General features: G+C 60.0%; 21 protein-coding genes and 1 riboswitch. Of the genes, 11 read left to right on the forward strand and 10 right to left on the reverse strand.

Features of this window, described 5'->3' with window-relative positions; genetic code table 11:
• Positions 1-25: 25 nt before the first annotated feature.
• Positions 26-147: riboswitch (SAM riboswitch) on the forward strand.
• Positions 148-178: 31 nt separating this feature from the next.
• A complete protein-coding gene (locus tag AAZQ98_RS00840) occupies positions 179-730 on the forward strand; it encodes an OsmC family protein (protein ID WP_434689175.1) in 552 nt (183 codons plus the stop codon).
• Positions 731-806: 76 nt separating this feature from the next.
• Here the strand turns inward: AAZQ98_RS00840 and AAZQ98_RS00845 are convergent, their stop codons facing one another.
• The 4 genes from AAZQ98_RS00845 to AAZQ98_RS00860 all read right to left on the reverse strand — a co-directional run bounded on the left by AAZQ98_RS00845 (position 807) and on the right by AAZQ98_RS00860 (position 5,202).
• Positions 807-1,862, reverse strand: a complete 1,056-nt coding sequence (locus AAZQ98_RS00845) for an L-idonate 5-dehydrogenase (protein ID WP_434689177.1) — start codon at positions 1,860-1,862, stop codon at positions 807-809.
• Positions 1,852-2,622, reverse strand: a complete 771-nt coding sequence (locus AAZQ98_RS00850) for an SDR family oxidoreductase (RefSeq protein ID WP_388023217.1) — start codon at positions 2,620-2,622, stop codon at positions 1,852-1,854. The genes AAZQ98_RS00845 and AAZQ98_RS00850 overlap by 11 nt, the downstream gene beginning before the upstream one ends.
• A gap of 171 nt (positions 2,623-2,793) precedes the next feature.
• A complete protein-coding gene (locus AAZQ98_RS00855) occupies positions 2,794-3,501 on the reverse strand; it encodes a FadR/GntR family transcriptional regulator (RefSeq protein ID WP_105656270.1) in 708 nt (235 codons plus the stop codon).
• 24 nt (positions 3,502-3,525) lie between these two features.
• Positions 3,526-5,202, reverse strand: a complete 1,677-nt coding sequence (locus AAZQ98_RS00860; protein WP_105656269.1) for an L-lactate permease — start codon at positions 5,200-5,202, stop codon at positions 3,526-3,528.
• A gap of 146 nt (positions 5,203-5,348) precedes the next feature.
• Between AAZQ98_RS00860 and AAZQ98_RS00865 the strand changes: the two genes are divergently transcribed.
• The 3 genes from AAZQ98_RS00865 to AAZQ98_RS00875 are packed head-to-tail and all read left to right on the forward strand — an operon-like array spanning position 5,349 to position 8,211.
• Complete coding sequence (locus tag AAZQ98_RS00865; protein WP_105656268.1) at positions 5,349-6,113, forward strand: (Fe-S)-binding protein; 765 nt, start codon at positions 5,349-5,351, stop codon at positions 6,111-6,113.
• A 17-nt stretch (positions 6,114-6,130) separates the two neighbouring features.
• The gene (locus AAZQ98_RS00870; protein WP_105656386.1) at positions 6,131-7,582 is read left to right on the forward strand and encodes a LutB/LldF family L-lactate oxidation iron-sulfur protein; all 1,452 of its coding nucleotides are present in this window, start codon (positions 6,131-6,133) and stop codon (positions 7,580-7,582) included.
• Positions 7,579-8,211, forward strand: a complete 633-nt coding sequence (locus AAZQ98_RS00875; protein WP_105656267.1) for a LutC/YkgG family protein — start codon at positions 7,579-7,581, stop codon at positions 8,209-8,211. The genes AAZQ98_RS00870 and AAZQ98_RS00875 overlap by 4 nt, the downstream gene beginning before the upstream one ends.
• Before the next feature lie 95 nt (positions 8,212-8,306).
• Here AAZQ98_RS00875 and AAZQ98_RS00880 read toward each other — a convergent pair whose 3' ends face one another.
• A complete protein-coding gene (locus AAZQ98_RS00880) occupies positions 8,307-8,606 on the reverse strand; it encodes a hypothetical protein (RefSeq protein WP_434689180.1) in 300 nt (99 codons plus the stop codon).
• 138 nt (positions 8,607-8,744) lie between these two features.
• Here AAZQ98_RS00880 and AAZQ98_RS00885 point away from each other — a divergent pair, with 138 nt between their 5' ends.
• Positions 8,745-9,917, forward strand: a complete 1,173-nt coding sequence (locus tag AAZQ98_RS00885) for an MFS transporter (protein ID WP_434689181.1) — start codon at positions 8,745-8,747, stop codon at positions 9,915-9,917.
• 127 nt (positions 9,918-10,044) lie between these two features.
• The gene (locus tag AAZQ98_RS00890; protein WP_434689183.1) at positions 10,045-10,488 is read left to right on the forward strand and encodes a hypothetical protein; all 444 of its coding nucleotides are present in this window, start codon (positions 10,045-10,047) and stop codon (positions 10,486-10,488) included.
• Positions 10,489-10,601: 113 nt separating this feature from the next.
• Here the strand turns inward: AAZQ98_RS00890 and AAZQ98_RS00895 are convergent, their stop codons facing one another.
• Complete coding sequence (locus AAZQ98_RS00895; protein ID WP_105656264.1) at positions 10,602-11,150, reverse strand: YceI family protein; 549 nt, start codon at positions 11,148-11,150, stop codon at positions 10,602-10,604.
• 221 nt (positions 11,151-11,371) lie between these two features.
• Between AAZQ98_RS00895 and AAZQ98_RS00900 the strand changes: the two genes are divergently transcribed.
• Entirely contained in the window at positions 11,372-11,530 is a 159-nt protein-coding gene (locus AAZQ98_RS00900; protein ID WP_434689185.1) for a hypothetical protein, read from the forward strand.
• 149 nt (positions 11,531-11,679) lie between these two features.
• Here the strand turns inward: AAZQ98_RS00900 and AAZQ98_RS00905 are convergent, their stop codons facing one another.
• From AAZQ98_RS00905 to AAZQ98_RS00920, 4 genes are read right to left on the reverse strand one after another with little or no spacing between them, the layout of a single operon-like run.
• Entirely contained in the window at positions 11,680-12,657 is a 978-nt protein-coding gene (locus AAZQ98_RS00905; RefSeq protein WP_219844107.1) for a glycine betaine ABC transporter substrate-binding protein, read from the reverse strand.
• Entirely contained in the window at positions 12,654-13,382 is a 729-nt protein-coding gene (locus tag AAZQ98_RS00910) for an ABC transporter permease (RefSeq protein WP_105661999.1), read from the reverse strand. Before AAZQ98_RS00910 ends, AAZQ98_RS00905 begins: the two co-directional genes overlap by 4 nt.
• The gene (locus AAZQ98_RS00915) at positions 13,379-14,641 is read right to left on the reverse strand and encodes a betaine/proline/choline family ABC transporter ATP-binding protein (RefSeq protein WP_105656262.1); all 1,263 of its coding nucleotides are present in this window, start codon (positions 14,639-14,641) and stop codon (positions 13,379-13,381) included. The genes AAZQ98_RS00910 and AAZQ98_RS00915 overlap by 4 nt, the downstream gene beginning before the upstream one ends.
• On the reverse strand, positions 14,634-15,275 hold the full coding sequence (locus AAZQ98_RS00920) for an ABC transporter permease (RefSeq protein ID WP_105656261.1): 642 nt from the start codon (positions 15,273-15,275) through the stop codon (positions 14,634-14,636). The genes AAZQ98_RS00915 and AAZQ98_RS00920 overlap by 8 nt, the downstream gene beginning before the upstream one ends.
• Before the next feature lie 220 nt (positions 15,276-15,495).
• Between AAZQ98_RS00920 and AAZQ98_RS00925 the strand changes: the two genes are divergently transcribed.
• The 4 genes from AAZQ98_RS00925 to AAZQ98_RS00940 all read left to right on the forward strand — a co-directional run bounded on the left by AAZQ98_RS00925 (position 15,496) and on the right by AAZQ98_RS00940 (position 19,356).
• On the forward strand, positions 15,496-16,353 hold the full coding sequence (locus AAZQ98_RS00925; protein ID WP_105656260.1) for a fumarylacetoacetate hydrolase family protein: 858 nt from the start codon (positions 15,496-15,498) through the stop codon (positions 16,351-16,353).
• 111 nt (positions 16,354-16,464) lie between these two features.
• On the forward strand, positions 16,465-17,526 hold the full coding sequence (locus AAZQ98_RS00930; RefSeq protein ID WP_332727031.1) for a GTP-binding protein: 1,062 nt from the start codon (positions 16,465-16,467) through the stop codon (positions 17,524-17,526).
• Entirely contained in the window at positions 17,516-17,638 is a 123-nt protein-coding gene (ykgO, locus tag AAZQ98_RS00935; RefSeq protein WP_081461171.1) for a type B 50S ribosomal protein L36, read from the forward strand. Before AAZQ98_RS00930 ends, ykgO begins: the two co-directional genes overlap by 11 nt.
• A 227-nt stretch (positions 17,639-17,865) precedes the next feature.
• Positions 17,866-19,356, forward strand: a complete 1,491-nt coding sequence (locus AAZQ98_RS00940; protein ID WP_434689189.1) for an alanine/glycine:cation symporter family protein — start codon at positions 17,866-17,868, stop codon at positions 19,354-19,356.
• The last annotated feature ends 3 nt before the right edge of the window (positions 19,357-19,359 follow it).

Genomic DNA, 19,359 nt, shown 5'->3' on the forward strand with positions numbered 1-19,359 from the left:
TGCAACCGATAGAAAAGAATCACTGAATCACGAGTTCCACTCTTTGAGCCCTGGCTGAGTGGACGGCAACCCTCCTGCGTCATTGTGCGGGGTGCCCCAGGTGAAGATTCGACGCATCTTGAACGCCAAGATGCGTAAGCGATGGCGCCCCTTGCGCCAGAAAGGGGATCAATTCCCCATGACTAATGCAGCATCTGCCCCGACCGTATCCGAAGACCGCGCACAGCGCCTGCAGGAAGCAGGCAGGGGCTGGGGCGAACGAATCTCGGCTGCCCCGCAAAGTGCCCAATTGACCTTCACCGTCGAGGGCGAAGGCTTCGATTCTGTAGCCAGCAACATTGTCTCGGGCAAGCACACCTTCCAGGTCGACGAACCGGCTGCCCTGGGTGGCAGCGACCTGGCCGCAAGCCCCGTGGAATACGCGCTCGGAGCGCTCATCTCCTGCCAGGTTGTGGTCTACCGCTTGTACGCGCAGAATCTCGGCATCCAGGTGGACGACGTGAAGATCCAGGCCAATGGCCACCTCGATGTCCGCGGACTCTTCGGCATCGACCAGACCATCCGCCCCGGCTTCTCGTCGGTGTATCTGGACATCCGGATTGCCGGACCGGAATCAGCTGAACGCTATGAAGAACTGCGCCGCGCAGTGGATGCCCACTGCCCGGTGCTGGACCTCTTCGCCAATCCGGTGCCCGTGACAACCGCGGTAAGCATCGCAGAGACCAACTAGAGTTCGCTGAACCAAAAAGCACCGCGGCGGCCCCCGACTTCAGGGGCCGCCGCGGTGCACCTCTAGCTGAAGCCAACTACTGCCCCAGGAAGTTCAGCAGGACTTTGCCGGAGCGAGCCGAATCCTTGGCCGTTTCGAAGGCTTCAAGCGCATCGGCGACCGCGAACTCGTGGGTTACCGCGTCGGAAACCTGCAGCGATCCGTCGGCCAGGGCAGCGAGCACCTGGTCGATTTCGTCGTTGAAGCGGAAGGAACCAACCAGTTCCAGCTCGCGGGTAATAGCCAGCGAAATGAGTGCTGGCTGTTCTCCTGAGGGCAGCAACCCGACCATGACCACTCGACCGCCGCGCACGGCACCGCGCACTGCGGAGGCCAACCCGCGGTAATTACCGCTGGCCTCGATGACCACGTCCGCGCCCACCTGGGCAAGAGCTTCCTGGTCATCGGCTCGCAAGGTTGAAGTGGCACCGAGTTTCCTGGCGATTTCCAACGGCTTGTCGTGCATGTCCACTGCGATGATTTCTTTGGCTCCGGCACGCTTGAGCACTGCTATGGCGAGAGCTCCGATCGGTCCAGCACCAATAACCAGCGCCTTCTTGCCGGCGACTTCACCGGCGCGCGACACCGCATGCCAAGCAACCGCAGCCGGTTCTGCCAGTGCCGCATCACGCAGTGCTAAGCCAGCAGGCAGCTCACGCAGCATGCGTGATGGCAGGTTCACTTCGCGGGCGAATGCGCCCTCGGTGTGCGGGTAGCGGGCGGCCGAGCCCAGATAGGTGCACCCCGGGGAAAGATTCGGGCGGTCGGCCGGGTAGGGTTCCCCGGTCTCGCCTGGTGTTGCCGGGTGCACGGCGACTTTGGTTCCGGATGCCGGCCCGCTGCCGTCAGCGGCGGCCTGCATGACGGTCCCGACGATTTCATGCCCGAGAACCATTGGAGCCTTGAGGATCGATTCCCCGGCGGCGCCGTGGCTCCAGTAATGCAAGTCTGATCCGCAAATACCGCCGTAAGCGATGGCAACGCGTGCTTCATCTGCTCGCGGCGCTGCCAGCTCGATTTGTTCAATACGCAAATCACCGGCTGCATGGGCTACGACGGCCAACGTGCTGGTGGCGAGGGAATTAGACGACAACGCTCATGCCTCCGTCGATGAAAATGGTCTGCCCGTTCACGTAATTCGATCCATCCGAGGCCAACCAGACTGCTGGTCCGGCCAGATCCTCGACAGTTCCCCAACGGGCAGCCGGGGTGCGGCCCAGAATCCAGGAGTTGAATTTTTCGTCATCCACCAGATTCTGTGTCATTTCGGTGTGGATGTAGCCCGGTGCGATGCCGTTGATCTGCAGTCCCGAACCAGCCCATTCGGCGGTCATGGCGCGGGTGAGATTGCGCAGGCCGCCCTTGGCCGCGGTGTAGGCGGAGATGGTGGGGCGGGCCAGGTCGGTTTGCACCGAGCAGATGTTGATGATCTTGCCTTCGCCACGCTGCACCATGGAGCGTGCGACTTCTCGGCCTACCAGGAACGCGCTGGTGAGGTTCGTGTCGATCACGCGCTGCCAGTCAGCCACCTCCAGATCCAGCATGGGCACGCGGTGCTGGATACCCGCGTTGTTCACCAAAATGCGGATGGGGCCGATGTTCTTTTCAATGGCTGCGATGTTCTCGCGCACGGCGGCATCATCGGTGACATCGAAACAGGCGCTATGGATTCTTTCGGTGCCATAGCGGGTACCGAATTCGGCGGCAGTTTCGGCCAGGCGTTGCGCATCCCGGCCGTGAAGGATGATGGTGGCACCGGCATCCGCCAAGGCGCTGGCAAGTTCGCGGCCAATGCCGCGGGAGGATCCGGTGACCAGGGCCAGGCGTCCGGACAGGTCAAAAAGTTGGCTCATGAATTCCCTCGCATGAAGTGTCGATGGTACATCGACGGGAACACATCAGCGGTATGAACCAGCTGTTTAATCCGAAAAATCAGCCCCGTCGCTTCCCCAAAACATATCAGATATAAGAGGCGCGAGGGGCAATAAAGTCCGACTTATTTATTTGAAACTATCCTGCCGGATCTAGCGGGTCTGCGAGTAGAACCAGTTGATGTGCTCTTCGAGCAGCTGGGCCGCCCGTTCGCGCTGGTTCGTCGCGAATGCGTGGTGGATGGCCTTGTGCTGGCGGCGCAGGACGCGCACCACCGGCTGCCAGGCCTCGTCGCTGGGCACCGATTCGGAGACATAGTCGCTGATCGAGTTGCGCAGCGATTCCATCATCGATTCCACTACCGCGTTGCCGGCCATGGAGGCCAGGAGCACATGGAACTCGGCATCAATGCGGTGGAAGGCCTCGCGCGAGAGCTGCGCGTCGTCCATGCGCATGATCAGCACCGCGGTGCGGTCAATGACCTGCTGGGCATGGATTGGATCGCGCGGCGTCATTTGCGCTGCCCAGGTTTCCAGCAGGATACGGGATTCGACGATCTCGCGGACGTTGATCCCCTTGGCCGCCAGATGCAGGCGCAATGCCTGCGAAATGCCAGCCGAGGGGTTGGAGATGATCACCGCTCCGGAGTTGGGCCCGGAGCCGGTTGAAGTCTTGATAATGCCCATCACATCAAGGATGCGGATGGCATCGCGGACCGAGGCCCGCGAGATCCCATGCTGCTCCGCGAGCGCACGCTCGCCGGGAAGCTGGTCTCCAACGGAGAGCTTCTCCTTGCGCAGATCCTCTTCAATTGCTTGGAGAACAATCTGGTACGCACGCGGAGCTGGGTTTACTGGCATCGGATCTATTTTAGCCGTTCACGGCTAAGGCAGCATCCAGGACAGAACCGGGGTGGACTGCAGGTAAACCAAGCAGCACAGCACCAGCAGCATGCCTACGGACCAACCGGCAACCTTCTTGAGGATCACCGACTCCTGGCCTTCCATCTTCACCGAGGTAGCGGCGATGGCCAGGTTCTGCGGGGAGATCAGCTTGCCGACCACGCCGCCGGAGGTGTTGGCGGCAACCAGCAGGTTCGGATCGATGCCGGCATTGATGCCAGCGGTCTGCTGCAGCTTGGCGAACAGCGCGTTGGCCGAGGTGTCCGAGCCGGTCACCGCGGTGCCGATCCAGCCCAGGATTGGCGACAGGAAGGCGAAGAATGCGCCGGTGCCTGCCAGCCAGGTGCCAATGGTGATGGTCTGGCCCGAAAGGTTCATTACGTAAGCCAGGCCGAGGACCGACAGGATGGTCAGCGCGGCGTAGCGCATGTTGTAGACGGTCTTGCCGATTTCGGCAGCACCCTCGGCGAAGGTCATCTTGTACTTGCCGTTGCCGTCGTTCTTCGCGTAGACCAGGGCCACGATCAGGCCGGTGATCAGCAGCAAGGTGCCCGGGGAGGATAGCCACTGGAAGTTGTAGATGGTCGAAGATACCGCTTCGCCATCAGCATTCAGGATCTTGCCGTCCAGTCCTGGCCAGCCGAACTTGATGTCCGTGGTTGCCAGCCATGCAGGAATGTCCACGCCCAGCTTCCACAGCTTGGCCACGCCGAAGATGACGATAACCAGCAGGTACGGGAACAAAGCCATCCAGGTGTTGACCGGGTGCAGCTTGGCATTGGCCTCGTATGGAATAGCGGCGGCTTCAGCAGTCAGCACGCGCTGGCGTGCCTCGTCGGCACCCTTTGGAGTCCAGAAGCGCAGCAGGATCACTGCGGCGGCCAGGCCAACCAGCGCAGCAACGATATCGGTCAGCTCATAGGAGAAGTAGGTCGAGCACAGCCACTGGGCGACACCGAAGGAAATGCCGATGGTCAGCGTTGCCGGCAGGGTCTGGCGCATGCCGCGCCAGCCGTCGAGGATCAGCACCAGGATCGACGGGACGAACAGCGCCAGCAGCGGGGACTGGTGGCCAACGATGGCGCCGATGTCGGCAGCCGGGATGCCGGTCAGGGCACCGGCGGTGGTGATCGGGATCGCCACGGCGCCGAAGGCCACCGGGGCGGTGTTGGCGATCAGCACGGCGCAGGCTGCGCGCAGCGGCGACAGGCCCAATGCCAGCAGCATGGTGGCGGTAATCGCCACCGGTGCGCCGAAGCCTGCCAGCGCTTCAAGCAGGCCGCCGAAGCAGAAAGCAATCAGCACGGCCTGGATGCGCACGTCGCCGCCGCCGATGACGTCGAAGACGCGGCGCAGGTCTTCGAAGCGGCCCGACTTGACGGTGACCTGGTAGAGGAAGATCGCCATGACAACGATCCAGACAATAGGGAAGGCACCGAAGACCATGCCCATCAGTCCGGAGTTCAATGCCAATCCAACCGGCATGTTCCAGCCGAAGATCGCCACGAGGATGGCAACAGCGAGCGAGCCGAGGCCGGCCCAGTGGGCCTTGACCTTGACTACCGCCAGAAGTACGAAGAAGGCTACAAGCGGGATCAGTGCGATGAGCGCTGAAACAGCTATGCTCCCCGCGATCGGATCCGTGGAGGGTGTAAACACGGTGTGGGCGTCCTTACTCGAGATGGTCTGACCATATGTGGTCCGACCACCTAGAGTACAAGGTGAGAGCTATCACAACAAGTCTTGACTATTACGAAGTGCGTGGCATAGTATGGTCTGACCACACCCTGAAAGAGTCATTTATTATGCGAATTGCTCTCTTTGCCACGTGCATTGTGGATGCTATGTATCCGGAAACCGCCAAGTCGACAGTGAAAATCCTGGAACGCTTGGGCCATGAAGTCATTTTCCCCAAGGCGCAAGCCTGCTGTGGGCAAATGCACATGAATTCCGGTTATATGCCTGAAGCCCTGCCCGTGGTCGAAAACCACATCAATGCCTTCGACACCGAAGACTATGACGTCGCGGTGGCCCCCTCGGGCTCCTGCGTTGCTTCGGTCAAGCACCAGCACCCTTTCCTGGCAGAGCGCCTGGGCAAGCCGGAGCTCAAGGAACGCGCAGTTGCCGTGGGCAAGCGCACCTATGAACTGAGCCAACTGCTGGTGGATGTCCTGGGGATCACCAACGCCGCCGAGCAGCTGGGCAGCTACTTCCCGCAGACCATCACCTACCACCCTTCCTGCCACGGCATGCGTTCGCTGAAACTCGGCGATCGGCAACTTGATCTGCTCAAGACCGTCGGCGGCATCACCGTCAACGAGCTTCCGGAAGCTGACCAGTGCTGCGGCTTCGGCGGTACCTTCTCGATCAAGAACTCCGATGTCTCCACGGCAATGCTCGAAGACAAGATGAAGAACATCTGCTCCACCGGCGCCTCGGCCTGCGCGGGCGGCGACGCCTCCTGCCTGATGCACATCGGCGGCGGACTTTCGCGCACCGGAGCCAAGCCAAAGACCCTGCACCTGGCAGATATCCTGGCCAGCACCATGGAAGAGACGGTGTCACTGTGACTCAGGTATTCCTCGGCATGCCTGCCGGCGGGCAGGGCAACCTGTTCGAGACCGAGCCATTCCCCAAGGCCGCGCACCGCGAACTGGGCAACACCCAGATGCGCAAGAACCTGCGCCACGCCACCCACACCATTCGCGACAAGCGGCTGAACGTCGTCGGCGAGCTTCCGGACTGGGAAGAGCTGCGCGACGCCGGCAGCGCCATCAAGAACCTGACGATGGCCAACCTCGAAGAGCGTTTGGAAGAGTTCGAGAAGAACTTCACCGCCCGGGGCGGCATTGTCCACTGGGCCCGTGACGCGGACGAAGCCAACAAGATCGTTACCGAGCTGGTCAAGGCGACCGGCTCGAAAGAGGTCGTCAAGGTCAAGTCCATGGCCACCCAGGAAATCGGCCTGAACGAGCACCTGGAGACCGAGGGCATCGAAGCCTTCGAAACCGACCTTGCCGAGCTGATCGTCCAGCTGGGCAACGACAAGCCAAGCCACATCCTGGTTCCGGCGATCCACAAGAACCGCACCGAGGTGCGCGACATCTTCCTCAAGGAAATGCCGGTAGTGGATCCGAACCTGACCGATGAGCCAGCCAAGCTGGCCGAAGCTGCCCGCAAGCACCTGCGCAAGAAGTTCCTTTCCGCCAAGGTCGCCATCTCCGGCGCGAACTTCGCGCTGGCTGATACCGGCACCCTGGGCGTAGTGGAATCCGAGGGCAACGGCCGCATGTGCCTGACCCTGCCCGAAACCCTGATCACGGTCATGGGCATCGAGAAGGTTCTCCCCCACTGGGAGGACATCGAGGTCTTCATGCAGCTGCTGCCGCGGTCTTCCACCGGCGAGCGCATGAATCCCTACACCTCGCTGTGGACCGGCGTGAGCGAAGACGATGGCCCGCAGAACGTGCACATCGTGCTGCTGGATAACGGCCGCACCCGCGCCCTGGCCGACCGCTTCGGCCGCACCGCGCTGAACTGCATCCGCTGCTCGGCGTGCATGAACGTGTGCCCAGTGTACGAGCGCACCGGCGGCCACGCCTACGGTTCGACCTACCCGGGCCCGATCGGCGCAATCCTCTCCCCGCTGCTGACCGGCATCCAGGTCGAGGAAAACGGCTCCTTGCCATATGCTTCCTCGCTGTGCGGCGCCTGCTACGACGCTTGCCCGGTGAAGATCAACATCCCGGAAATCCTCGTGCACCTGCGCGGCGAGGATGTGGATGCCAACCGCGACAAGCACAAGCTCCCGACCCAGATGGATCTGCTGATGAAGGGCGGCTCCTGGGCGTTGGGCAAGGGCAAGAACCTCGGCCTGCTCGAAAAGGCCTTGCCGCTGGGCCGGCTGATGTCCGGCAAGGAAAAGAAGATCAAGAAGCTTCCGGGCATCGCCGCAGGGTGGACCGCCAGCCGTGACATTCCCGCCCCGCCAAACAAGTCCTTCCGCGACTGGTGGAGCGACGAGAAGGAGTCCAAGTGAGCGCAAAAGACGAAATCCTGGGACGGATCCGCTCGGCACTAGCCGATGCTCCCGTCGCCCAAGAGGTACCCCGCGAATACCGCAAGACCTCGGATATGGGTGAAGCTGAGCTCATCGACCTGCTGGTGGACCGCTTGGTGGATTACAAGGCCGGGGTGGACGTCATTGACGCCGCGCAGATCCCGGAATACGTAGCGGCCAAGCTGGCGGGAGCCTCCAGCGTTGTCTACCCGCATGGCTTGGACACCGGCTGGCTCTCAGGGCTGGGCGAGAAGGTCGAGCAGCGCATCGATGCCCCGGGCGCACGGCTGAGCATCGCCGAACTGGATGAAACCAGCGCCGTGGTCACCTCGTCGGCCGTTTCGGTCGCCGAGTCCGGCACCATCATCCTCGATGGCGAGCCAAACCAGGGCCGCCGCGCGATTTCGCTGGTACCCGACCACCATGTGTGCATCGTGCCGATCTCGTCGATCGTGCGCCTGCTGCCAGAAGCCATGCCGCGACTGGCCATCACCCGTCCGCAGACCTGGATCTCCGGCCCGTCGGCCACCAGTGATATCGAGCTGGAGCGCGTTGAAGGCGTGCACGGCCCGCGTACCTTGGACGTCCTGATGGTTCGCGGCCTGTAAGGCTGGCGCAATAAGCTTTCGCGGCCGCTTCCCCCCTCCTAAACCTCCAGGGGAACCGGCCGCGAGTGCATTTAAGCGTGCTGTCGGCTTCTGCCTTAGCCGCCGGCAATGAAATCCTTCAGGTCCGCTTCTATTCGATCGCGCGCGGCAAAAACCGAAGCCGACAGCCCGGCCTCGAACATTTCGCGGAAGCGCACCGGTGGAATGGAAACGCTCAACCCCGCGATGACTTCCCCGGCTCCATCGTGACGGCAATCCGTTATGCTTCCCTTGCCTCGGATTTTCATTACCGGATATACCTGACGCACCCAGCCCGCCAATCCTGTCCAGGCTTGGACGTGTCCATGGTGCTGCCGCTGGACGCGACCGGTGAGTTGGGCGAATTCTTCGCTCAATTCATGACTGAAGCACCAGTAACTGCCTAGCTGCCGATCCGTCATCTGCCCGTGGCAGCTGTCATCCAAAACGGCATCAGCGGGCAGATTCTGATTACATGGATAGGCAGGCGGAAGATTCTCACTTGAAGGGCCGGGATGGAGAAACAACAGGACCTTCGGATTTCGGTACGCACCATTCCCGATTCGGCTTTGCGCTTCGTCGGCTTCCTTTCCTTCTTCGACCGCTATGGCACCCCTCCCATGCTGGTCGCACTTTCGCTGGGCACCTCGCTCAGTTTCGCCCAAGCCGTCCAACTGGTAGCTTCCTATGCCTTGTTCTATGCCATAGGCCAGCCGATCTGGGGCGTGCTTAGCGATCGTTTCGGGCGTCTTGCGGTTTTGCGCGCGGCGCTCATGGGCGCTGGCCTCGGCGCGGTCGCCAGCATCATGTTCACCGACTATTTGCCGCTACTCATTGCTCGCTCCGTCACCGGGTTCATGTTCGGCGCACTGTATCCAACCCTGATGACGCTCCTGGGCGATACCCGCACCGGGGTGGAACGCGCTCGCGGCTTATCTGATTTGCAGATCTATTCCTCGCTGGGCACCACCCTGGCGACATTGGCTTCAGGAGCATTGGCAACATACGCGAACTGGCGGCTGGTGTTCCTGTTGCCTGCACTGGGTTGCTTAGCGGCCCTGTATAGCTTGCGGAAGGCGGCAGAGCCCGAGCATTCGCGTTCCGGATTCAAATTCCGTGCAGCTTTGCGTCCTATGAACTTGGCTCTTTATGCCATCGTCTTCCTCGAAGGCGGGCTACTCATGGGATTGCTGACCTATATCGTTCCCGCCTTGCAAGAATCCGGTGTCGCTATTGGCTTGGCAGGAGCGCTAGGTTGCGCTTTTGCCCTGGGAGTCATTCTGGGTGCACGCTTGATGCGCCGATTGGTGGCACGCTTCGGCCGAACGTGGCTTATTGGCGGTGGAGGCCTGGTGCTTTGCGCAGCTTTCCTCCCTTCGGCGTTCGCCCCGTCCCCTGCCTCATATACCTTCACCGCGTTCTTCCTGGGTGCCGCGAACGCGATCATGCACTCATCGATGCAGGGGTGGGCGACCGAAATCTCGCCTGACGCGCGAGCCACCACCGTTTCACTGTTCGTTTTCGCCCTGTTCGCCGGGGCCTCTGCGGCGACCTACCTAACTGCAGATCTAGCGCAGAATGGCCACTACGGACAGATCTTCGGGATCGGCTTGGCACTGAGCCTGTTACTCGTGGCGTTGGCGACTGGCACTCATGCGCTGTGGCGCAGAATGCATCCAGCCAGCTGACTTCCCTGGCAGGTACGGGGCATTCTGGCATTGCAGAGAGTTCTTCTAGAGATTAGATGTTATTGCCGGTTGCATGTGAGAATCTTGAATTAAGCGAACGAGCCTCACAAGTGGAAAGCAGGTTGCCATGACCAGTCCAGGCGAAGAACCACGAAACCCTTATTCTTCAGGGCACCAGGGTCAGAACCGGCAGTACCAGCAGCCTGGTTCCTACGATCTCAACGGCGTCCCGCAACAGCCTTACTACAATCAACAGGCACATGGCCAACCGGGCCAGTATCCCCCGGGCAACTTCGGCTATCCGACAGCATCCCAATTTCAAGGCACCCAGCTGGCACAGACCTCGATGATTCTTGGCATTGTGTCAATCTTCGTAGCAGGCGTGATCCTTGGCCCGATTGCTATTTTCAAGGCCAATAAAGCCGAAAGGGAATTCAATACGGTATCCACGGTCGGCAAAGTGACCGGTTGGATCGGCACCATTTTGGGCGTGCTCTGGATCGTGTATGTCGCATTCCTTGTCATCGGTGCTATCGCATTTTCCGTGGACCCGTCGTTCACCGGGTCCTAGGCACGTTTTCCCTCGACTTTAACGACAAAGCCTCCAGCTCACTTTCGTGAGCCGGAGGCTTTGCCGGTATCGGCCCTTATCCCGTCATCCCCATGACGGACTTCGGGAAACTTTTACTCTGCGGTTGGCAGTACGAACGAAGCGTCGATTTCGATCTTGACCTTGTCGCTGACCAGAACGCCACCGGCTTCCAGTGCTGCGTTCCAGGTGATGCCGAATTCCTTGCGGGAGATGGTCGTGGATGCGAAGAAGCCAACGCGGGTTGCACCGAAAGCGTCTACAGCTTCGCCGCCGAGCTCTGCTTCGAATTCAACTTCCTTGCTCACGCCGCGGATGGTCAGATCGCCAACGAGAATGAACTCGCCAGCCTCGCCCTTGACCGCAGTGGACTTGAAGGTCATGGTTGGGAACTGCTCGGCGTTGAAGAAGTCCTCGCCCTTCAGGTGGCCGTCGCGGTTAGCGTCCTTGGTGTTGACCGATGCGATCTGGACGGTTGCCTCGACCGAGGAATCTGCCAGGGTTGCGCCGGTGGTCAGGGTTGCGTCGAATTCAGTGAAGCTGCCGCGAACCTTGGAGATGCCTGCGTGGCGAACCGAGAAGCCAATCTCGGAGTGCGATGCATCGAGGTTCCAGGTTCCGGTGGTCAGTGCAGATGCAGTCATGTCTAAATCCTTTCGTCGGGCCATCAAGTAGTTGACGCCTCAATTTGTTTTGCTGATACCAGTATGACACTAATGAAGTTGAAGCGTCAACCACTTTCCCTAAAAAAGTTCCATCTGACTCTTCAAGAGACCCTTATTTTGATACTGACTAGGAAAGTTTCCACTGAAGTTATTTTTCATGCACCCCTTTACTCCGACGTGTACATGGCTAGACTGAGGCCATGAACGCAAATGACCCAGTTCCCGATCATGCCCAAGAAGAAGCCGAGTTATCCGCAGAGCTAGAGGAAATTTGGCAGGAAGAATCCATCGCTACCGCTGCCCCGACCGAAATCGCCGATGAAGTCGACGGCGAGCTAGGTACCCGGAATCAGCAATAGGTAGATGGCCTCCACCTATTTCCATCCTGCAAGCAAATCCATCCGAGAGAAACCAATCCCCAGTGAATCCTCGGCGACATTGAAATGGATCCCCGGCATCGCGATGCCGGGGATCCATTGCTTAATCCATGCAGTTTTCGTTGCCTCGATTAGGGATTGGAGACCAAGCCTTGGCCAACCATCCATTCGAAGGCAACATCCGCCGGTTCACGGCCAACCACGTCCACCTGGTAATTCAGGTCCATCAAGACCTGATCAGTCAGCAACGGAGCGATCTTGTCCATGATCTGCTGGATTTCCGGGTGCTTTTCAAGGAATTCTCCGTTGAAAGCCGGGGCGGCGTTGTAGCTTGGGAAATACTTCCGGTCATCTTCCAGCACGGTCAAGTTAAGCGCCTTGATGCGCCCGTCAGTGGTGAAGACTTCACCGAAGTTGCACGCGCCATTAGCGGTTGCCTGGTAAATGGCACCCACATCGTACAGACCGATATTGTCCTCAGCCACTTCTGAACCACGGTCGATATCGTAGTGTTCCAGCATTGGAGTCAGACCGTCTCGACGGGAATTGAATTCCGGGTCGACGCAGAACGTCAGATCTTCGGGGTCCAGCGTCTGCAGTTCGGAAAGCTTGGTGATACCCAGCCGCTTGGTCGTTTCTTCGTTCATCGCCAATGCGTAGGTGTTGTTCAACGGTGCCGGATTTCCCCAGATAATTCCATTGGCAACATCCTCATCGTGCACCGACTGCCACTGCTCTTCTTCACCCACAACAGGTGATTCGTGGCCCAAGTAGGTCAGCCACGCGGTACCGGTGTACTCCCAGAGCACGCTCGCGTCGCCGGAAAGCAGCAACTGACGTGCCGGCTGGGAGCCAGGAACATTGGTCAGGTCGGTGACGTCATAGCCGGCAGCCTTGAGCGCGATCACGGTGATCTTCCCCAGCAGCAGCTGCTCGGTAAAGGACTTGGACGTGACGGTCACGGTGGTGTCTTCAGCGTTTTCGACCAGCGGCTTGATCTCGGCGGGGCCGGCGTTGGGCACCGTCCCGGTCGATGGGCTAAGTCCGCACCCAGTCATTCCGATCAGCGCGGCCATGGACAGGACAGCTAAATTCAGTTTGCGGTTCACGAAAGTCCTCTCGGTCGTGCCACCTGTTCGACGACGCGGCCAAGCCAATCAATCGTCAAAGCCAGCAAGGCCACTAGCAACGAGCCGGCAATCAGCACCACATTCAGGTTCAGGTTCACTCCCGTAGTGATCAAGATGCCCAGCCCGCCGCCGTTGATAAAGGTTGCCAACGTCGCGGTGCCTACCAGCAGCACCAGGGCTGTGCGGATGCCCGATAGCATCACCGGGACGGCCAACGGCAACTCGACCTTCAACAGCACGGACATCTGGCTCATGCCGATTCCCCGCCCGGCCTCCACCAGGCGTTCATCAACCTGCTGCAGGCCAACAATGGTGTTGGAGAGTACCGGAAGAATCGCATAGATCACCAGTGAGACAATGGCAGTTTTCGGGCCGAACCCCAACCAGAAGGCCAAGAGCACGATGACGCCAATGGCGGGTGCGGCTTGGCCGAAGTTGGCAATGGCCCGCACCGCCGGGGCTGCCTTGCGCAGCCCGGGGCGAGTGAGCAGCACGCCGAGCGGAATCGCGATCAGCAGAACGATGAGCGCCGAGATGACCGTGATCTTCAGGTGGTCGAGGGTGTAGCCCCAAATCGTTGCCGGATCCAGCGTTTGCTGTTCGGTCTCGGTCAGGTCGGCTGTTACCAGCCAACCCACCAAGATGGCGAAAGCAGCTGCGATTCCGGCGATCTGCCAAATCAAGCTGCGGGTTTCGGATCTCATGCCGATTCACCATCCTGCCCGGTGGCCGCACTATCGATATTCACGACGTTGATGGCACCCGAGTTCAGGCCAACCGGCGCCTCGTGATTAGCATCCGTGGTGTTGTTCGCGGCCGCGATCGCCTCCATGACGGTCTGCACCGTGATGACACCCGTGAGCACATCACGGCGTCCCGTTACCAGGGCCGACTCGGAACTGGCCACCAGCATGGTGTCCAATGCGTCGTTCAAGGTGGCCTGCTCACCGACGACCGGCATGGATTCATCATAGGTACCCTCGATGATCTGGGCACGCGACAGTTGCCGGCGGTCCATGCGGCGCAGCGGACGTCCCCGCGAATCAAGCACTACCGCGTATTTGCGTCCGGCGCCCTGCAGCTGCGAGAGCACCTCCGAAGCATTCTTGCCCGGTGTGGTGGTGATGGCTTCTCCCAGTTCCACTTCGTTCACCCGCGTCAGGGTCAGCTGCTTCAAGCCGGCACCCGAACCGATGAAATTCTCCACGAACTCGCTGGCCGGATTGGCCAGGATCCTTTCTGGGGAGTCGTACTGCTCCAGCTGCGCGCCTTCGTTGAAGATCGCAATCCAGTCGCCGAGCTTCACCGCTTCGTCGAAGTCGTGGGTCACGCACACGATCGTCTTCTGGACTTCAGACTGGATGTTCAGCAGCTCATCCTGCAGACGCTGGCGGGTAATGGGGTCAACTGCACCGAATGGCTCATCCATCAGCAAGACCGGTGGATCCGCTGCCAATGCACGGGCGACGCCCACACGCTGCTGCTGGCCGCCGGAGAGCTCCTTGGGGAAACGGTCCCGGTAAAGTTCCGGATCCAGCGAGACGAGTTCCAGCAGCTCGTCGACGCGGGCAGCGATCTTCTCCTTGGGCCAACCCAGCATCTTTGGAACCATGGCGATATTGGTCGCCACGGTCATATGCGGGAACAGGCCGCCAGCCTGGATCACATAGCCAATGCGGCGGCGCAGTTCATCACCGTTCATGCCGGTGACATCTTCGCCATCAATGACGATCTTGCCGCTGGTCGGCTCGATCAGGCGATTAATCATCTTCAGGGTGGTCGTCTTGCCGCAGCCCGATGGCCCCACGAACATCACGATGGACCCGGCAGGGATCTCCAGGGTCAGGCCGCCTACGGCCGATTTCTTTTGTCCCGGGTAGGTCTTGGTTACTTCTTCAAGCATGATCGAAGCGCCAGTGACATTCTGGGCCACGGCATTTTCAGGGATCTTATGTTCAGACACGGATACCTCGCGGGGTAGTCAGTCGGCCAATGCCGAGCAAAATCAAATCAAGGATGAGCGCCAGGATCACGACGCCAACTACGCCGGTGATCACGGATTCCAGGGAGTTCGCGCCGCCCAGACGCGAGAGTCCTTGGAAGATGAACCCGCCGAGGCCAGGACCCAGGGCGTAGGAGACCACTGCAGCGACGCCCATCACCATCTGGGCTGAAATTCGTACGCCAGTCAGGATCACCGGCCAAGCTATGGGAATTTCTACTGATATCAGAGTCTTCAGCCGACTCATGCCGATGCCGCGCGCTGACTCGATAATGGTTGGTTCGATGTTGTTCAGCCCAACGATCGCGTTGCGCAGAATTGGCAGGGCGGCGAAGAACGTCACCACGATGACTGCCGGAGTAACCCCGAAGCCCACGGGGACAATAAGCAAACCGATCAGGGCAAAGGACGGAATAGTCAGGCCGATGGCGCTAATGCCGTTAGCCAAGCCTGATAGGGGCTTGTTGCGGTATACCAATACGGCAATCAGCACAGCAATAATTGTCGCCAGGATCAAGCACTGCGCGACTAGCGAGAAGTGCTGCCACGAGGCGAAGAGGATATGGCGAGATCGCTCGCCAAAAAAGTCACCCACATTAAAACCTGCTTCACTTTAGTTTCGTATCTAGATCGTTATTTCAAGACTGGTCTCTGGGACCGTAGCTTGCCATGAGTTTAGCCGGGTCAGCGGAGCATGGCCAAGCCACGTTTTCCAGATCAAAGCTCTGGCTCGGCCGTATTTAAGGCCAATTGCTATCAATTGCCGATCACGAAATATGGTGCACTTTCAGCGAAAAGTGTAGTGAGATAGATTCATGAAACTTGCAACGCTCCGCCTCGCCAGCGAACCAGGCCATACCACCGCTGCTGTCATTGAAGATGGCCGCGCCTACTACTTGGACAACCTCGATTCAGTGCAGCGTTTCCTGCGTCTTGATGACGCAACTCAGCAAGAAGTAGTTGCTCGCGCTTTGGTGGGTGATTCCATCGCCGAGGGCGAAGCCGACTACGCTCCGCTGATCCCCAAGCCGGAGAAAATCTACTGCATCGGTTTGAACTACAAGACGCATGCGGCCGAGGTCGGCGAAGACCTGCCGAAGTATCCGACGGTGTTCGCGAAGTTCGCTTCCACCCTATGCGGCGCCAAGGACACCATCGAAATTCCAGTGGAAGACCACCGGGTGGACTACGAAGCAGAGCTGGCTATCATTATCGGCAAGCCGGGTCGCCGCATCAGCCAGGAGGATGCTGCCGCGCATATTGCCGGCTACGCCGTGGCCAGCGATGTGTCGATGCGCGGCTACCAGGGCCGCACCCAAGAGTGGCTGCAGGGCAAGATCTGGGATCGTTCCACTCCCCTGGGCCCGTGGCTCGTGACCCCGGATGAGCTGGATCCCGCCGCCCGCATTACCAGCACGGTCAATGGCACCGTGGTGCAGGACGAACAGATCGATGATCTGATTTTCTCGGCTGACGCCTTGGTTTCCTACCTCTCGACATTCAATGAATTGCAGCCAGGCGACGTCATCCTGACGGGTACGCCCTCTGGTGTTGCGTTAGGCCGCCGCGACGAGAATGGGCGTCACCCGTGGCTCAAGCACGGCGATTCACTTGAAACTTCGATCGAAGGCCTGGGTACCTCTGCGGTAGTTTTCAACGCGCCGCAGAACTGATATTCCTTGTCGCTTCCGGGGGCCTGTCCGCATTGGCGGGCGGGCCCCCGAGGCGTTAAGCCCCGTTCCCAATTTTGCTATTGAGACTCATTCTCATATAAGCTTGAACGCGTGAATCTCATCGTTCTCTCCGCACTTGATACTTCCAGCCGCGACTCCGGCCTCAGCCACCTGGGACACCACCATCCTGACGCCGTCATCTTGCGCTATGACTTCGTCGACGGCAATCGGCTGGTGCGCCACGTCTCCGGATCTGCAGCCGCAGAACATGCCGAAACCGTTCTTGGGCACCCCTGCATCGGCTGTGCCACGAAGTTCGAGATCCTGCCGACGATCCAACGCCTGGCCCCCGAAGATTCCGAGGCCACAATGATCCTGGCGTTGCCCGCCACATGGCATAGCGGAACAGTACTGGACATGCTCGGGACAAAGCTCGAACCACTGGAAATCCGGATCAGCAGCATCGTCTTGTCCCTGGATCCCGCCGAATTGGAAAACCAGATGTGGGACCGGCACACCCTCTGGGAATCGGGATTCAACGCCATGGAACGCGATGCGAGGACGTCGGGAGAGTTCTTCTTCACCGAATTGATGCAGGCAGATACCCTCATTCCGGTCGAAGGACTGGAAACCCAGCTGCTCGAAAGCGCCACTGGTCCACGACGCGCTGGTGGCGCCGACTATGAAGCCGGCCTCGAATTAGCTCGGCAGATGGCACCGCATGCGCATATCTGCGTGCACGAAGAAGGACTCGGCTCCTTCCACCCCGGAGCAGCGCGCCAACGCACCAGCGCCGGGCACCTGCCGCGAACAGCAACCAATGCCCGCACTGCGCCGATCCGCCTGCACGCCGAACGTCCGCTTCATCCCGAGCGCTTCCGCAAGGCCCTGCCTTCCCTGGCCGAATCCTGCACCTGCATCCGCGGCATCCTCTGGGTGGCTAGTGCCCTCAGCGAGCGCGTGGCCATCGGCGGAGCCGGTCCGCGCATCTGGATGGAAAACACCGGCGCGTGGAATTCGAATATCGCCGTCTCGGAATTGCTGCTCTACGGATCCGAACACGAAGCTTCGCAGATCGAGACGGTCTTCGAGCAATGCCAGGTCACCGAAGAAGAACTCAAGGACCTGTTCAGCTCCGCACATCATGAAGGAGGTGAATGGCATGAAAGTTAGGAATTCCATCCGCGCATTGAAGAAGGCGCCCGGCTCCCAGGTAGTCAGACGACGAGGTCGCGTCTTCGTGATCAACAAGCAAAATCCGCGCATGAAAGCGCGGCAAGGCTGAAGCCCGGAAATTGCCGGCGTCCACTTCGGTGGACGCCGGCAATGCAGCAGCCAGCCCGAGCCCCGGGCCTGATCGTGAAATAAAGTTAACAAACCGGACATGGCATCCGCCAGCGCGCTTTGTGACACGGCTCTCCCCTTGTCATATGATGGCACTCACATAAGGGGATCGGCTTCTGGCTTGAGACTCTTGATCATCAGTCACTCGCAAATAAGGATGTTAAATCCATGGACGATTTGGGCGCTCTCTTCGGAGATATTTCCTCCGTCATTTGGGGACCGTTTGTCCTCATCCCGCTACTTTTGGGCACTGGCCTGTACCTGACCATCCGCTTGGGCGGCCTGCAATTCTTCAAGCTCGCTGCCGCATTGCGCCTGGGCCTGCTCAAGCGCAAGGATGCCGAGGCAGAAGGCGACATCTCGCAATTCCAGGCACTGACCACAGCGCTGGCCGCCACTGTCGGAACCGGTAACATCGTCGGTGTCGCAACCGCCATCGGCATCGGCGGCCCAGGTGCCCTGTTCTGGATGTGGGTCACCGGCCTGCTGGGCATGGCATCGAAGTACACCGAGGCCTATCTCGGCGTGCGTTACCGCGGCACCGACGCCGCAGGCGAAAAGTCCGGCGGTCCGCAGTACTACTTGGAACGCGGCGTCAAGGGTCCGTTGGGCAAGTTCTTGGCCCTGTTCTTCGCTATCGCTGCCACCCTGGCCAGCTTCGGCATCGGCAACATGACCCAGGGCAACTCGATTGCCGCCAACTTGGATAATTCCTTCCATGTGACCCCTTGGGTTACCGGCGTTATCCTGACCGTGCTGTCCATCGCCGTATTGGTTGGCGGCATCAAGTCCATCGGCCGCGTTACCGCTGGTTTCGTTCCAGTGATGATCGTCTTCTACGTAGCAGCATCGATCTACATCCTGATCGCCAATGTGGGCGGCATTCCTGCCGCCTTCGGCGAGATCTTCACCGATGCCTTCTCCGGCACCTCGGCAGTGGGCGGCTTCGTCGGCTCGGCCATCATCATTGCTATCCAGTATGGTGTGGCCCGCGGCATCTTCTCCAACGAGTCCGGCATGGGTTCAGCAGCGATCGCCGCCGCTTCGGCACAGACCACCCACCCGGTTCGCCAGGGCCTGGTCTCCATGACCCAGACCTTCATCGACACCATCATCGTTGTTACTTGCACCGGCCTGGTCATCATCACGACAGGTACCTGGAAGATGCTCGATGGGGAAACCGGCGAGCAGATCTCCGCTGCACTGATGACCGGCCAGGCATTCACCAATGGCCTGCCCGGACAGTGGGGCCACTGGATTGTGACCGTCGGTCTGGTCATGTTCGCCTTCTCCACCATCCTGGGCTGGTGCTACTACGGCGAGCGGAACATCGAGCGCCTCTTCGGCCGCAAGCTCGTGATGCCGTTCCGCATCGTGTTCTCGCTGGTCGTCTACGTAGGCTGCACCACCGAGCTGACCGCCGTTTGGAACTTCTCGGACATGATGAACGGCCTGATGGCGCTGCCGAACCTGATCGGCCTGCTAATCCTCTCGGGCATGGTGGCCCGCGAAACCCGCTGGTACCTCAAGCATGACCCGAAGCTGGAAGCCAACAAGGCGCAGATCGAGGACTTCATGAATGAGCGTCCGGGTTGGGCTGAATGGAAGGCTGGCGACGTCGTCGGTTCCTCGCGCAACCGCGGTGCCCACGAGGCATAGGCT

Source organism: Glutamicibacter sp. Je.9.36 (genome assembly GCF_051129975.1).
GTDB lineage: Bacteria > Actinomycetota > Actinomycetes > Actinomycetales > Micrococcaceae > Glutamicibacter.

Coding starts and splice junctions, on each gene's coding strand:
- AAZQ98_RS00885 (WP_434689181.1), top strand. CDS start 8,745: ATGGAGAAACAACAGGACCTTCGGATTTCGGTACGCACCATTCCCGAT.
- AAZQ98_RS00910 (WP_105661999.1), bottom strand. CDS start 13,382: ATGAGATCCGAAACCCGCAGCTTGATTTGGCAGATCGCCGGAATCGCA.
- AAZQ98_RS00865 (WP_105656268.1), top strand. CDS start 5,349: ATGCGAATTGCTCTCTTTGCCACGTGCATTGTGGATGCTATGTATCCG.
- AAZQ98_RS00855 (WP_105656270.1), bottom strand. CDS start 3,501: ATGCCAGTAAACCCAGCTCCGCGTGCGTACCAGATTGTTCTCCAAGCA.
- AAZQ98_RS00870 (WP_105656386.1), top strand. CDS start 6,131: ATGCCTGCCGGCGGGCAGGGCAACCTGTTCGAGACCGAGCCATTCCCC.
- AAZQ98_RS00900 (WP_434689185.1), top strand. CDS start 11,372: ATGAACGCAAATGACCCAGTTCCCGATCATGCCCAAGAAGAAGCCGAG.
- AAZQ98_RS00890 (WP_434689183.1), top strand. CDS start 10,045: ATGACCAGTCCAGGCGAAGAACCACGAAACCCTTATTCTTCAGGGCAC.
- AAZQ98_RS00940 (WP_434689189.1), top strand. CDS start 17,866: ATGGACGATTTGGGCGCTCTCTTCGGAGATATTTCCTCCGTCATTTGG.
- AAZQ98_RS00925 (WP_105656260.1), top strand. CDS start 15,496: ATGAAACTTGCAACGCTCCGCCTCGCCAGCGAACCAGGCCATACCACC.
- AAZQ98_RS00850 (WP_388023217.1), bottom strand. CDS start 2,622: ATGAGCCAACTTTTTGACCTGTCCGGACGCCTGGCCCTGGTCACCGGA.
- AAZQ98_RS00895 (WP_105656264.1), bottom strand. CDS start 11,150: ATGACTGCATCTGCACTGACCACCGGAACCTGGAACCTCGATGCATCG.
- AAZQ98_RS00840 (WP_434689175.1), top strand. CDS start 179: ATGACTAATGCAGCATCTGCCCCGACCGTATCCGAAGACCGCGCACAG.
- ykgO (WP_081461171.1), top strand. CDS start 17,516: ATGAAAGTTAGGAATTCCATCCGCGCATTGAAGAAGGCGCCCGGCTCC.